At 33.4% G+C, this 16,833-nt stretch carries 6 protein-coding genes; all 6 read left to right on the forward strand.

The window, feature by feature from the left end:
• Positions 1 to 9: 9 nt before the first annotated feature.
• The 6 genes from ASF10_RS11310 (at position 10) to ASF10_RS11335 (ending at position 16,833) form a co-directional block, all read left to right on the forward strand.
• Positions 10 to 2,397 carry an outer membrane beta-barrel family protein gene (locus ASF10_RS11310; RefSeq protein WP_056249063.1) on the forward strand — a complete coding sequence of 796 codons (2,388 nt, stop codon included), beginning with the start codon at positions 10 to 12 and terminating at the stop codon, positions 2,395 to 2,397.
• 5 nt (positions 2,398 to 2,402) lie between these two features.
• A complete protein-coding gene (locus tag ASF10_RS11315; RefSeq protein ID WP_056249067.1) occupies positions 2,403 to 3,380 on the forward strand; it encodes an aminoglycoside 6-adenylyltransferase in 978 nt (325 codons plus the stop codon).
• Positions 3,381 to 3,511: 131 nt separating this feature from the next.
• Positions 3,512 to 5,377 carry a class II aldolase/adducin family protein gene (locus ASF10_RS11320; RefSeq protein ID WP_056249070.1) on the forward strand — a complete coding sequence of 622 codons (1,866 nt, stop codon included), beginning with the start codon at positions 3,512 to 3,514 and terminating at the stop codon, positions 5,375 to 5,377.
• A gap of 14 nt (positions 5,378 to 5,391) precedes the next feature.
• The gene (locus ASF10_RS11325; protein ID WP_198529581.1) at positions 5,392 to 9,771 is read left to right on the forward strand and encodes a condensation domain-containing protein; all 4,380 of its coding nucleotides are present in this window, start codon (positions 5,392 to 5,394) and stop codon (positions 9,769 to 9,771) included.
• A gap of 14 nt (positions 9,772 to 9,785) precedes the next feature.
• Positions 9,786 to 12,476 carry an AMP-binding protein gene (locus tag ASF10_RS11330; RefSeq protein ID WP_056249074.1) on the forward strand — a complete coding sequence of 897 codons (2,691 nt, stop codon included), beginning with the start codon at positions 9,786 to 9,788 and terminating at the stop codon, positions 12,474 to 12,476.
• Position 12,477: 1 nt separating this feature from the next.
• Positions 12,478 to 16,833: a type I polyketide synthase gene (locus tag ASF10_RS11335; RefSeq protein WP_056249077.1), complete on the forward strand. Its 4,356-nt coding sequence runs from the start codon at positions 12,478 to 12,480 to the stop codon at positions 16,831 to 16,833.

Consider the following 16,833-nt stretch of genomic DNA (forward strand, 5'->3'; position numbering starts at 1 on the left):
ATCAAACATATGAAACGTATACTATCGATTATTTTTTTATTTATTATTTCCACAAATTGTATCGCGCAATATAATATATCGGGTAGTATAAAAGATAATAAGGAAATAGCTGTGTCATTGGCAAAAATTGAAATTATTGCAGTAAATGATACCGTAAAGATTAGTCCTGTTCAATCAGGTAATGATGGTACATTTAGTATTAAGAACATAAAAAATGGCAATTATATTTTAATAGTTTCTGCTTTGTCTTTTCAGGAATATAAAACAGATATCATTATAGAAAATAAAGATCTGAACATTAGCCCAATTATATTGGTAACAGATAATCTTTTAAAGGAAGTTGTTATATCAACAAAAAAACAACAAATGGTTCAAAAGACCGATCGTTTAGTAGTTAATGTTGAGGGTACTCCAATAGGAATTTCCGGAAGTGCTTTAGAAGTATTACAAAGATTGCCCGGAGTGGATATTGGCTCAAACGGAAGTGCAATAACGTTAAACGGTAAAACAGAGGTAGGTATAATGATCAATGACAAGTTAGTCAGAGTTCCTATTGCATCTCTTTTACAAATGTTAAGCAGCACCAATGCAAAAGACATTGAAAAAATTGAATTAATATCAAACCCACCATCTAAATATGATGCAGAATTTACCGGTGGATTAATCAATATAAAACAGATCAAAAAAAATACTGAGGGAACAAATGGCGGTGTTCTTTTAGGATTGGGTTATGGAAAAAAAGATAAGGAAAAAGCAGGAATAAACTGGAATACCAGAAAAAAGGACATTAATTTTTTTGGAGATCTAAATTTTGACAGAAATAACAATCCCCGACAATTTACGAATTCTTCTACGATACAATCAGATAACAATATTTTTTACAATAAAACGGTTAGCGACAGATATCCGGTAATAAATGGCTATTCCGGAAGATTAGGTCTGGATTATTATATAAATAATAAAACTACACTTGGATTGCTTGTTAATGGCAATACGAGTAGATTTAAACAAGAAGTATCCGGGAATACTGTACTTAATGAATCAACTGGTAATATGTCTTCAATAGTTTTATTTAATGATGAAGATAGTCAGAGAGATTTATTTAGTACAAATATTAATTTCAATATGAAAATTGATGATTCACAATCCTTAAACTTTGATATTGACTATTTGAACTATTATAATGGGGCTCCCAATAATTACCAAAACACTTATTTTGATGCCAGCGGAACCGAATATAAAAAAGAAACCTTTTCGGCAACAAAAAAGACTCCCGTAAATGTTTGGGTTGGAAAAGTAGATTATTCAAAAGAAATAAATAAAAATGTAAAATTTGATTTAGGATCAAAATATACCAATTCAAATCTTGATAATACAGTCCTGGTACAAGATTTAATAAATAGTGAATACATAAGGAATGAAGAATTTAGCGAAAAATCAGATTTAGTTGAAAATATAGCTGCGGTCTATTCTTCTATGGATTGGAAAGCAAATGACAAGACAGATATTAAACTTGGTCTGCGTTACGAATATTCGACTCAGGATTTGAACTTATTGACAAAAGGAAATGTTCTCGATTCTAAATTAAGCGAGCTTTTTCCATCTTTTTTTCTATCCAGAAAATTAAATCAGAACAATACTTTGCAATTTTCTTATGGAAGAAGAATTGCAAGACCTACTTATTTTGATTTGGCTCCCTTTGTTTTATTTCTGGACCCAAATACGTATTATTTTGGTAACATCGAGCTTAAGCCATCTATTAGTAATGCATTTTCAACGAATTATCAATATAAAAAATATTTAGTATCGCTAGAGTATACAATTGAAAAAAACGCAATAGCCAGATCACAAGCCATATTTCCAGATAACACGACCCAACAAGTTTTAACTTCCTTAAATATAGATTATCTGAAGGTTTTAAATTTTTCTCTGTCCTTTCCATTTAAGATCGCAGATTGGTGGGATATGCAAAATAACCTTCAATTATCCTATTTAGATCAAAAAATGGATGATAAAAAAGATGATGATACATTTTATGTTTTAAGAACTTCTCAAAACTTCACATTGCCAAAAGACTTTTCTATTCAGGTATTTGCTTCCTATAATTCAAAAAGAATATCCGGAGTAAGTTATATAAATGATTTTCAGAGAGTAAATTTAAGTATAGATAAAAAAATCCCAAAATGGGATAGCAGAATCCAATTGAGTTTTAGTGACATTTTTGGACGTGATTATAGTTTTGAATCTATAGACAATTTGAACAGGTCTTATGTTCTTTATAGTTATGAGCCACGAGTTGTAAGGCTAACGTTTACTTATAATTTTGGAAATAACAAATTAAAAAAACAAAGAAAAAGAGAAACTGGTTCAGATGAAATTAAAGAACGAATAGACTAATTATTATGGATAAATTAGAACGAATAGATAAAATAAATAAAGGGATTCAATTATTATTATCTAATAATCAAGATATTATTTCATTGATTTCTATAGGCAGTTTTTCTCAAAATTCTATAGATCAGTTTTCAGATATTGACTTATACCTATTTACTAACAATCCTAAAAAATATTTAGACAATACAAATCGCTCCTGGATTGATCCGTTGGGAAAGATTCTCTCCATAAGGATCTTCAAAGATCTTCAGGAAGGTGTCGATAAAAACAAAGTAGTTTTAGAGAATGGCTTAATGTATGATTTAACCATTATTGATATTAAAAAAATCAAGCTGATAAGCTATTATTTAAAATTAAAAGATATTGGATTAGTGTGGCTGCTTCCAAAATTTTTAAAAAAAGGTATTGAAAAAAGTATTTTAAAATTCTATGAAACCATAAAAAGAGGATATAAAGTTCATGTAGATAAAATTAATCTGAAAGACATATTAGAAAGAACTATTACTTTTTCCAGGATGATTAGTCCGGATAAAAAAATAGACGAAAAATTATTTTTTAGACATTACAATTTCTTTTGGCAATCCTGTTATACCGCATCAATTAAGCTCATAAGAAAAGACTTTTATTTTACCATTCTCACTTACGATAATTACATCAAAAAAGAATTAATAAGAATGATAGAATGGGAGGCAATGCTGAGAGAAAAATCTACAGATGTTTTTTATTGCAGTTTAAAAATATACGACTGGAGCAGAGAAGAAACGTGTGATGATTTATATGGAACCTTATTATCTGACAATATAGAAAATATGCAAAAATCACTAATTAAAACAGCTGAATTATATCAAAAATTTTCAACTCTTGTAGCTAACGAATATAATTTTTCTTTAAACAAAGAATTTGAAAACTTTGTTATTGATTTTATCAAAAATGTGGCTATACCGGAAGCACTAAACAATAAAGAAATCTTATCTGAAAATATCTGAAATACGTGTTGAGCTCAATCAAGAAAAAAAATACCATTAATAAATAAGCTTAAAAAAGAAAATAGAGAAAAGAAATAAGAACAGATCATTGTGGACTTCTTAAATAATATAAACAAATAAATACCACGAATATGGAAAATAGTTTTAACAGCCTTATCAATATCCAGCCTAAGGAAATCAGTGATAAATATCCTAAAAATATAAAGTTTGAAATAGTTGGTAATGACTACACAAAAATAGCCGTTATAACCTCGGTTGAAGATAATGAACTGGAAAGCTGGCTGGCAAAAAATAATGATTTTGTAAATGAAATATATGAAAAAAACAGAATCATTCTATTTAGAAAATTTAAAAGCTTTACCTCCAAAACAGAATTTTCTTTAGTTGTAGACAACTTGTCCTCAGGAGGTGCTTTGGAGTATGCAGAACCTTCTTCTCCAAGAACGAGACTGGAAGATAAGATATATACTTCTACAGAGTATCCAAAAGAACAGTCCATACCTCAGCATAATGAGCATTCGTACTCTAAGTCATGGCCAAAAAAGCTCTTTTTTTATTGTGAACGTCCTTCTGAAATTGGCGGTTGTACGCCTATTTGCAATAGTTCGGCTGTTTATAATAAAATCCCGGCTGAAATTACCAAAAGATTTGAAGACAAAGGAGGCGTAATGTATGTTCGAAATTTTAGCCAGGAAATGGATATTCCATGGGAAACCTTTTTCGGAACATCAGACATAAAAGAAGTAGAAAAATATTGTAAGGAGCATCATATGAACCTTACACAAATTGATCAGACCAGACTTCGAATTGATTACGTTGCACAGGCGACACTTCTTGATAAAGCTACTAATAAAAAAATATGGTTCAATCAGGCACATCTTTTTCACTACAGTAACCTGGATAGTGATGTGTATAGCTATTTGATAGATGCTTACGGAATAGACAATCTTCCGCGAAATAGTTATTATGGAGATGGTACAGCCATATCAATTAATGATTTGGAGGTGATAAGACAAGCTTACGACGATGTAGCTTTCAGGTTTGATTGGGACAAAGGTGATCTTTTGATGATGGATAATATTAACTTCACTCATGGACGTGATTCTTACGACGGAGCAAGACAGCTTTTTGTATCGATGTCTGAAGAAGATAATATTAGCAACTATGTAAAAGCCTCAGCCACAAAAAAAGTAACTGAAGCCAGAAAAAATACAGCATCTTTCTTTATCACCAACGAATCTAAGTACGGAGACAGTAAGGCAATGCTTAAATATAAACTGGCTTTATCGTGCAGAATGCTGAGAAGTCTTCAGCTTGATGAAGGAAGTATCAGCGGGCATATTAGTATGAAAGTACCCAACGAGAAAAACCTGTTTTGGGTAAATCCTTTCGGGATATTATTCGACGAAATAACACCGGATAATCTGATATTGGTAAACAACGAAGGAGAAGTTATTGAAGGAGAATATCCTATTAATGTAGCAGGATTCTGCATACACTCAGAAATACATAATACCAGTAGAGAAGCCAACTGTATCGTGCATACACACTCTCCCTGGGGAACGCTTTTTTCATCGCTGGAAAAACCTGAAATCCTGATGCTTGACCAGAACAGCTGTATGTTTTATGATAATTATGTTCTGTATAACGAATTCGATGGTCCTGTTAATACAACTGACCGTGCCATTAAATTAGCTCAAAAGCTGAGAGATAAAAACGTTGCCATTCTGGCTAATCATGGAGCAATTGCCTGTGGAGAAAGCATAGAAACGGCTATGATGTACATGATCAGTCTGGAACGTACCCTTAGACTAAATGTACTGGCAAGACAAATGAACGAAAAAGTAAATCTTATAGACTCTCAAACAGCACAAAATTCTAAAGAATGGATCAGCAATCCTATGGGCTTTAAAATTGAATTTGATGCTTTGGCAAGAAGAATCGAAAGAGAACACGCGGATATCAAAAACTACTATCCAATTTCTTTAAGCATATGATAAAAAGATATAATTTGTCACCCCAGCAAAACCTCTTGTATCTGGCCGGTAGTAAAGGTGACTTGTATAATGTAATGGCTTTTTCTCTGGAGAATACTCAGGGACAAAAGCTCTGTGATGATATAAATGAAGTTCTGAAAGATGAATTATCTCTTTACATGACTATTACTTCTCCGGGAAAAGAAGCCTTTTTAAGTATTGAGGAAGAAAGAAATTTCGATGTAAAACTTGTACACAAACAAGTGCAGGAAAACACAGATAATGCAGTATCACAAGAATATAATCTGAGCATTACCATTGTTCAGGATAATGAAAATGCTGTATCGATAAATTTCAGATACGGACTTTATTTTTTTGATAGCTGGAGTATAATAACGCTCTATCATCGTATTTTAGAAAAATATCATAAAGGCACTTATGATAAGCCTGATATTAGTTACCTGCAATATTCTGCATGGAGAGAGCATATTATCAGTGAACAAGGGAATGAAGAAAATTTGGAATTCTGGAAAGATATAATGAAAAATTTTCAGCCTTTCAGAACAAACCTAGAATTGAATGTTACTGAAAGCAGAAAAAGTGAAACACAAATTTATAAGCTGAGCGACAAGCTTGTGCAGTTATTGCAAAATGCCACAATTGATAAAGAGATACTATTATTATCTGGTTGGTATTATACGCTTTGCCAAATATCTGCAAATAAAAATACAGTATATGGTGCGGGATATGTAAGCCATGGAAGAAGCTTTGAGCAGCTTTACAAAAACATTGGACTTTATGCGAGTACTTTACCTTTTAATGCAGAAACAACAAATGATTCTTCAGCAATAAAAGAATACTGTGACAACATAGGGAAACGGGTGATATCGATAAACAGCCAGAAAGAGTATATTCTCAATAATCAGGAATATGCAGATTTTATAAAATCAAACTTCAGGTATATTTTTGAATTTATCGATCTGAGTAAAATTACCAATAATAAAACTCCGTTGAATCAGATTACAGCTCATCAAAATGACTATTCAGATTTTATCGCCCAGATTTATTCTGCAAAAGAAGAAACGACTGTTGCGCTGCACCACAAAGATAACATCAAAAGTGAAGATATAGCGTACTTTATAAAGCTGTGGGAGCATAATAGTATTCAACTTATAGAAAAATATTCAGAAAACACATCAGCAATCGAGCCTTACGAAACTGGTGCCCAAAAAACTGTGAAGACAGAAAATACCATAATCGCAGAATCGGTTTTGGAAAGATATGCAGAAATCCTAAAACAATTTGCGGATCATATTGCTATAGAAGATGAAAATGGAACCTACAGCTATAAACAGATCGATGAGAAATCAAACGAGCTGGCAGCATTAATTCTGGATAAAATAGCAGATGCTTCATCGCCAACAATAGGGGTAATGTGTGATTGGGATCATAACGTAATTGTTGCTTTTTTGGCCACATTAAAAATTAATGGTACCATTGTTCCTATAGATCCTAATGATTCTCAACAGAGAATCACGCATATACTGAACAATTCGAATGCGCAGCTTTTAATTACCGGAAGTAATTATCAAAAAGAAGAATTTGAACCAAAACTCTTTATAGATAAGCTGAATTTTACAGGTTCTATAACTTCAGGCAGTAATTCGATTCGTACACCGGAGAGTACTTCATACATTATATATACATCAGGAACAACCGGAGCTCCCAAAGGAGTTTGTATTCAGGATAAATCTTTGATAAACTATGTCGACTTCCTGAACAGATCACTTGATATAAACCATAGAGACACCTCTATACTACTTTCTTCGTATGCCTTTGATTTGGGCTATACAAGCTTATGGGGAACTTTACTTTCAGGAGGAAAATTACAAATGATAAAAAAAGATATCCTGTATGATTTAGATGAGATAATCAGTACGATTACAGATAAAAAAGTAACGTATATAAAAACGACTCCGTCATATTTTAACGCCATATTAAATGCAAAAAACTTTAATAAGATTGAAGGATCAGATCTTAAAAAAGTCATTCTGGGAGGAGAAAAAATAAAAACAAAAGATTTAGCAGACTTTAAAAAATCTTTCGGGACGATAGAAGTTATCAATCATTATGGCCCTACGGAAACCACTATTGGAACTATTTTTAAAAAAATAAACGATATAGAGCAATACATTCAAAGGCCAGTCATAGGGTCGTCAATTTCCAATAATTTTGCGGTTATTTTAGATGACAGAAAGAAAGAAGTATCAAAATATGAGACAGGAAATGTCTTTATTGGAGGTGCAGGACTTGCAAAAGGGTATTTGGATAATGAAGAACTGACCTTAGAAAAATTCATAGTTCACCCCGATTACGGAAGAATATATGCGACTGGTGATATCGGTTTCTTTACGCTTGAAAATGACATCATGTTCCTTGGAAGAGGAGATAGTCAGGTAAAAATAAGAGGCTACAGAGTAGAGCCGGATGAAGTAAAAAACATCATCACGACTTTTTCGGGAGTAACAGATTCTGCGGTATTGGCTTTAGAAAATAACGGAGATACAGGACTTTGCGCTTTTGTAACCGGAATTTATAAAGAAAGCTTTTTAGATTTGGAAGAATACCTTAAGAATTCGCTGCCAGAATATATGGTTCCGGCCAAAATTTTATTTGTGGATAAAATTCCGTTAACATCAAATAATAAAGTCGACCAACAAGCTCTTAAAGATCTATATGAACAACATGAATCGGATAAAGCGACTCATGATTCTTCTAAAGAAAATACGTTTTTTATAACCTCAGATTTACAGAAACATTTATTAAGGATCTGGAAAGAAACCCTAATAACGGATGACATAACCGGCAGCAGCAACTTCTTTTCTTTGGGCGGACACAGCTTAAAGGGAATTCAAATGCTCAACAAAATATACAAAGAATTCAACGTAAAAGTAACTTTAAGTGATATTTATAAATATCCTGATTTTGAAAGTCTTTCAGGATTTCTGTCAGAAAAAGTAAATGAGAGTGAGGAATCTCCTTACACAAAGATTTCTCCCGTAGCGGTTCAGTCCAGATATGAAGTTTCAAATTCTCAGAAACGTATGTGGCTTTCGACCATTAAGAAAGAAAGCGCAGCATTGTTTAATGTTCCTATGCATTATTCAATCAATGGATCTTTGAATATGGAGGGGATCAGGGCTTCTTTTGTGGCGCTTATACAAAAACACGAAACCCTTAGAACTATATTCAAATATGAAGATGGAGATATTTATCAGTACATCTTACCAATAGAGAATATTGATCTGGAAATTCCTGTTGTAGTCATACAGGATTCACCGTCAATGATCAAATTTTTACGTCAGGAAAGATACAAACCATTTGATCTCTCAAAGGAATTTCCTATCAGGTTGAACCTAATAAAAAAAGGAGAGAAAGAATATACTCTTGCAACAACGCTACATCATATTATTTCGGATGGTTGGTCGCGCGAGATTTTGTATAAAGAAATCAAAGAAAATTATAATACTTATCTTAAAGATAAACATATCAATGTTGAGCCTTTGGCAATTCAATATAAAGATTATGTAAACTGGCACAAAGGCAAATACAAGACGCATGAAAATTTCTGGAAGAACTTCTTTGCTGAGGATATTCCTTCTCTGGATTTTCCGATAGATTACGTACGTCCCGGAATTATATCGTACAATGGTACCGCAATAAGCACAAAAATAAAAGAAAACTTTAACGGTCTGAAGCAAAGCCTTAATGAACAGTCTCTTTCTCTTAACAATTATCTTGTTGGAATATACGGACTGTTAATACATGCCTACAGCAATCAAAACAAATTCTACATAGGAACAATTTCCTCCGGAAGAACCCACGTAGATACAGAACCAATTATAGGATCTTTTATAAATTATCTGCCTTTAAAAATTAAGGTTTCATCCGGGATGAACTTTCAGGAATTCCTTGAAGAAAATACAAAAGGATTTGTGCAGGTGTATGAAAATGAAGACTATCCTTTTGATTTGATGGTAGAAAAGTACTTGCCGAACAATGATGCATCGAGAAATCCATTTTTTGATACAACAATTATTCTTCATAATGAAGAAGATGTTTCGCGTACAATACTGTTTGATGACGGCGTACAGATAGAAGAATTTGTACATGAAGAAGAAATAGGGACACACTCCAAAATAGAATTCAAAATAGATATTACGGTAAAAAAAGAAGAACTCGTAATTCGATTGGAATATAATACAGACATTTTTTCTGAAAGTAAAATGACAAAATTACTGCATTTGTATATCGATCTGATAGAAAAAATGGCGAGTAATTCAACAGATACTTTAGATGAGATTCTTGAGGCATTAAGGATGGAGATGAATCAGGATCAGGAATTTTTAATATAATTTATAAAATAAATATGGAAATCATACCTATTTTAAAAACGCTTGATAAAAAAGGAGTAAGCCTGGAAATTGAAAACACACAGATCAGGCTTAAAGGGAATATAGCCCAACTTTCTATAGAGGAAAAAACGTTTTTGAAGGAGAATAAAGAAAAAATAATAGCGTATATGATCAAGAAAGACACGTTTTATTTTTTCAGGGATGTGCTTTACTTTGGACATGAAGAACTGGATACTCTGGATCTGAATGATTTGAAATATAGCGGAGACATTCAGCGTACCATATCTTCTGTTATAACCAGAGATATTTCAGGTACAAAGTACAATGAAATAAAAAAGTTTACCCAAGAACATAATATTACTGTTCAGGCTGTGTTTCTGGCGGTTTACAGAGTGTTATTATACCGATATACGGGACAGAAAAACACGATTCTTTTTACTAACCTTTTAAGTACAAATGAAGAGAGAACGCTGTATATAAAGAATACGATAGAAGACAAAGATACAATTGAGAATCTTATTCGAAAAGAAGATGAGGCAATTCACACTGCATCAGAAGAAGATCAATGGAAAGATTTATTGGCAGATAGAGAGAAAAATAAACTGCTTGGAGAAATTGTAAAAACAGGAATGTTTTTTTCATACAATTCCGAAAAAGTATATGGCAAGAGATTTGAAGACAGAGGCAATTCCTATATTGACGTTCTGGTTCATGATGATCAGAAGCAGCTAAATATTAGCATTGATTGTCATCCTTCATATAAACACGAACAAGTTCAACGACTGCTGGAACATTTGGTAAATATAATTAATGCTTTACCGGAAATTCTCCATACCGTTCTTCATGAAATCGATTATATGTCTGAAATTGAAAATCAGATTGTTGAATATTTGTCTCATGCCGAATCACAAGCATTGGAAGACGAAAGCCTTATTACAAAATTTGAAGCATCTTTTGATATATATTTTGCAAAAACGGCAATTGATTTTGAAGGGAAATCATTAACCTATGGAGACGTAAAATACCTGTCAGATAAAGTATCGCACTATATCAGCAGTTACACAAAAAACGAAAAAAGTCACATCGGGATTTGTATCAATAAATCAGAATATTTTATTCCTGTATTGATCGGAGTCATAAAATCAGGAAATGCGTATGTCATAATTGATCCCTTTATTCCTGAAGAAAGAAAAAAGTCATTGCTTGAAGATATTAACTGTAAGTTGATTTTTGATGAAGTACAGCTTCAGGATTTTTTAGAAAAAATAGAAGAAATTGTTCCTGTAGAGCAAAATCAGGATATTAGTCAGCAAGACCATGTGTATTTGATGTGTACCTCGGGATCTACAGGAAAACCTAAAGTAGCGATTAATACCCACAAAGGCTTTCTAAACCTACTGGAATGGTATAAAAATGATATAGGAATTAACGAGAATGATAAGGTAGGTATAATAAGCAATATTAGTTTTGACCTTACCCAGAAGAATTATTTTGCACCGCTTTTAGCCGGAGCCACAATTTATCTGGAAAATACAGGGCTGTATGATATCCCTTCGTTTATTAGCAAAAATAAAATAACGGTAGCCAATGCAGCTCCAGCCATATTCAGCTCTTTTACAGATGCAGAGTATCTGGTCTTAAACTCGCTGCGTAAAGTAATATTTGGTGGAGAAAAAATAGATCCTATAATCGTTAAAAACCTTAGAAATATAGCAGGTGAGATCAAAATATACAACTCTTACGGACCAAGTGAAGCAAGTGATGTTTCTTCATTTTATGAAATAAACGAAGAAAACACAAACATTTTTCCTGTGGGAAAAGCCATTCCAAAGGTAAAAGTTTATATTATGGATCATAACTATAATGTTCTTCCTTTAGGATTGAAAGGCGAAATTGTTGTAGGAGGAATAGGTGTAGGACTTGGATATGTAAATAATGCTAACGAAACACATATCCGTTTCTACGAGCATCCTAAATACGGAAGATTATACAGAACCGGCGATTTGGGAAGACTGATGGAAGATTATAATATTGAATTTTTAGGAAGAAACGATTTTCAGGTAAAGCTGAGAGGAAACAGGGTAGAACTGCAGGAAATAGAATCTGCTGCAAGTAATTATTCCAGTAACATCAGAACCGTTTTAGCAAATATTGTTTCTTATAATTCAGAACAATATATCGCGGTATATTACTGCTCAGAGATGCCAATTAGCATTGCAGAACTGAAAAAATATCTTATGAAATATTTGCCGGACTATATGGTTCCTACCTATTACATTTCATTAGAGGAATTTCCGCTCACCCCAAACGGAAAAATCGACAGAAAAGCTTTGCCGGAAGTGTCCTTTAAAGATACCATACAAACAGAATATATTGAGGCAAAAGATGATATTGAGATTAAAATCAGAAAAATTTGGGCAGCGCTTCTAAACCTTGAAGAATTACAGATAAGCACCAATGCCAATTTTTTTGAAATAGGAGGTACTTCGTTAAAGCTTTTACAGCTGGTAAAAGAAATTAACCAGTTGCCGGAAATAAAAAAAGAAGTAACTCCGGTTAATATCTTTGAGTTTCCGCAGATTTCAAAACTGGCTGCTCATCTTAAAGGTGACAAAGTCACTTCTGACAACAATAAAAGTATTGAAGAGTCTATCAATACCATAGATGAGACTCTTAGCATATTAAATAATTTTCCAACAGAATAACATGAGCGAATATACAGGTTTAGAAATTGCAGTGATAGGGATATCATGCAAAGTACCCACTGCAGAGAATCATAGTATTTTCTGGGATCAGCTTAAAAAGGGATTTGAGCCAATGGATGAACTTTCTATTGATGAAATAGTAGCTTCGGGAGTCCCAAGAGAGCTGGCTGAGAATAAAGAATATGTACGCAAAAGTAGACGATTAAAAAGCAAGAAAAATTTCGATTATTCTTTCTTTGGATACAATAAAAATGAAGCCCAGTTGCTTTCACCACAAACCAGAATGCTTCATCAGTCAATATGGGAAGCAGTGGAAGATTCAGGAAGTGATATTAAAAAATTAGAAAGCAGCAGTTTATTTGTAAGTATTATAGAAGATTTTACCTGGCAAATGCATGTACGATCGCTAAGAGATAAATTGCCTATAGACTTTTATTCCTTTAATTTTTTATCGGCACATCATTTTACTCCGGCACTTTTATCTTATAAATTTGGATTTACAGGATTGCCACTGCCTATTATGAGCGCATGTTCAAGTTCATTAGTTGCAATTCATGAAGGATGTAAAAGTCTTTTGCTTGGAGAATCAAAATATTCGATAGTAGCGGGAGTCAATTTTTTTAACAGTAAAGAAAAAGGCTATCTCTATAAAGAAGGAGTAGAGTCTAAGGATGGGCACTGTAGAGCTTTTGATGCAGATTCATCCGGGACATCCTGGGGAGAAGGTGTAGGAGTTGTAGTGCTTAAAAAATTAAAAGATGCCATAAAAGATAAAGATCATATTTACAGTATTATTAAAGGTAGCGCGTGTAATAATGATTCTAACAGAAGAATAGGATATGCTGCACCAAGTGTAATCGGGCAGAAAGAATGTATCGAGAAAGCACTGAAATTCAGCAGGGTTTCGCCGGAAACAATATCGTATGTAGAAACCCATGGTACAGGAACAGCTTTGGGAGATCCTGTTGAGGTAGAAGCTCTTACGCAAGCTTATGGATTGGGAAAAGAAAATAAAATTCCAATTGGTTCTCTGAAAAGCAATATTGGACATACAAGTTATGCGGCAGGAATATTAAGCTTTATAAAAGCGGTATTGTGTGTAGAAAATAAGCAGATTCCACCAAGCATTAATTATGAATCTCCAAATCCAAACATCAACTTTCTGCAAAGCCCTTTTTATGTAAATAATAAGATTATTGACATCGAACAAAAGAGTTCACCTTTAAGGGTCGCTGTAACTTCATTAGGAATTGGAGGTACAAACGCTCATATTATTCTGGAAGAGGCTCCGGTTACAGAAAAAAACAGGATAGAAAACAGCTTTTCGGATGTATTTTCGATTGCTGCAAAATCGGAGAAAGCACTTAAAAAAATAGCTTTAAATGTTTCAGAATTCATAGAAAATGAGAATGTAAACATTCATGATCTTGCTTATACGTACCGAAAATCCAGAGCGAATTTTGATCTTAGAAAAAGTTTTATATTCGATTCCAGAGAAGATCTGATTGTAAAGCTGAGAGATTTTTACAAAGGAAATTCACGTATACAGGTAATATCTCCTGATAATAAACCTTTTGTTTTCGCATTCTCCGGACAAGGCTCCAGCTATAATGAGATGGGCGTACAACTATACCATAATTCTGAAGTGTTCAGGAATACTATGGATCTTTGTTTTTTAGCATTAGAAAAGATTTCGGATATCAATTACAGAAAAATATTCCTGGATGATGAAGAAACAGATCAGAAAAAATTAGATCATACAAACCCTATCATTTTTGCTTTCCAGTATTCGTATGCACAAATATTAATAGAAGCAGGACTGAAACCATCTTACATGATTGGCCATAGTCTTGGAGAATATGTGTGTGCCTGTTTAAGCGGAGTTATTTCTTATGAAGAAGCACTGAACATTATATACAACAGAGCAAAATTGCTTGTAGGTTTGCCGGAAGGCAGAATGATAAGCATTCGTATACCGTCGTTACAGCTTGAAGAACTGCTCAAAGAAAGAGAGAATGTATTTATATCTGCATACAATTCACAGGATAGTTACACTATTTCAGGGCTGAAAAACGATATGATATTGTTTGAGGAAAAGTTAAAAGAGCTGGATATATATTTTACTGAACTGCAGGCTGGAGGACCGTATCATACCCCTTTTACAAGAATGATAAAAGAGCAATTCAAGTTGTTGCTGGATAGTTACACATTCAAGACACCTCAAATTCCTTTTACTTCCTGTGCTACAGGAAACATGGTAAATGAAAATTCTGTTATAGAATCAGAATATTGGCTTGATCATATGGCTATGCCTGTTTTGTTTGATCAGTGCATTAATACAATTCTTCCAAACAAAGATAATCTTACCATTGTAAACATTGGTCCGGGAACTACTGTATCCAAAATATTGAAAAATGTAGATGTCGGTATTCAGACTTATGACGCGTTTAATAAAGAAGAATCAGAATACAATCAGTTGCTTAACGTTATCGTGTCGTTGCAGGAAAAAGGATATGAGATAAACTGGGAAAAAATATTGCCTGAGGCTAATATCATATCAGCACCAACATATCCTTTCGAAAAAGTGGAGTTTATAGATGAAATTATAACAAACCCAGTCTTTCAGAAAGAAGAAGTGCGTGAACCTGAAAAAGAGTACTATACCTACCGTGAAAAATGGGAAGCTGAGGCAGTCGATATTTCAGAAAATAAAACCAATACCGAAGAAGGGCAGATTATTGTAATTTCTGATGACAGCAATATATATGAGAAGCTTTCCTTCTTTGGCAAAAAGGCCATTTATATTTGTAATCAGGAGAAAAACAGCTGTTCTGCAGAATTATCTGATAATATTTTGTGTGCTGATTTTTCAGACGAAAAAGAAACTTCGGCGCTGTTCTCAGACTTAAACCAAAAAGGTATTGTACCAAGAACAGTATATTTTGTATGGTTTGGAGATAAGGAAACAGAAGAAGGACTTTCATACGGATATCGTTCGATTTATCATTTCGTAAGAGGATTTGACAGTGTATTCTTTGATAAAGATCTTAATATCATCCTGATTGGGGATTTATTCTTTAAGGTAAAACCGGGCGAAAAAACAAGCGCCATAAAAGCAACCGCATATAATGCCCTGAAAATGGTCAATGTGGAGTTCGACAATATCACGGCAACCTGCGCAGATATACCTGAATTTAACAATTTATCTCAGGATATATTGTCTCACATTAAAAAGAACGGTAAAGCACATTTTGAATATGCCGTTAGAGAAAAAGAAATACTTATCAAAAGATTTGAAGAAATTGAATTACCGTCAGATGCTTTTCAGGTTACCAGCCCAAATACCTATGTTATAACAGGTGGTTTGAGAGGACTTGGTTTTGAAGTCGCTAAATATATTGCTGAAAATGCACAGGCTAACCTGATAATTATTGGTAGAGGAGAAGAAAATGCAGAAAACAGAAAAATACTTGAAGATTATGGTACCAAAGTAATGTACCTGCAAGCAGACCTTTCAGATTATGACCTTCTTAAGGAGAAAATCGAAGCTGCACAACAAGAAATAGGCGCTGTTACCGGAGTTATACATGCCGCGGGAGTGGGAGATTATAACGGAATTATCTTAAGAAGAGGAACAGATGATTCTTCTGTTTTTAATCCAAAAATATATGGTACTAAAAATTTAGTGGAGATATTCAGGAACAATTCACTGCAGTTTTTCTTAGGATATTCATCACGTGCCGTATCAAAACCGTTTATAGGACAGCTGGGATATATTGCAGCAAACTCATATTTGGATAATTGCATATCTAATAATAATGGAGTAACGGTGCACTGGCCTATTGTAGCGGGCGTAGGAATGATCAACGAAGCATTAAAGAACGTGCCGGAATACAGGCATAAATCTATTTTGAGCAGATCGATTACCGTTTCTCAGATGCTTCAGATACTTTTTAAATCCATAGTATCAGGAGAACATCTTATAATTGCTTCAAGAAGCAGAATGGATGTAGAGACCGGATATCTGGAAGTTACAGAAGAAGAAGATCTTGATCACGTTACTTTTTCTAAAGAGCGAGTATTTACAAATAAAGAATATATAGCACCTGAAACAGAAACCGAAATAAAGCTGGTCAATATAATCAAAGAAGTACTATGCTTAGATGAGGTAGGAATAAAGGACAATATGTTTGAACTGGGAGGTGACTCCTTGAAAGCAATGGTGATTCTGAATAAAATAAAATCAGAATTCAGTTTAGAATACAGCCTTAAAAACCTAATGGATGCGACAGACTTATATCAAATTTCAGAAGAGATACAAACAATAACCGATAACAAAATAACATTAACTTTTTAA

The organism is Flavobacterium sp. Leaf82 (assembly GCF_001422725.1).
GTDB lineage: Bacteria > Bacteroidota > Bacteroidia > Flavobacteriales > Flavobacteriaceae > Flavobacterium.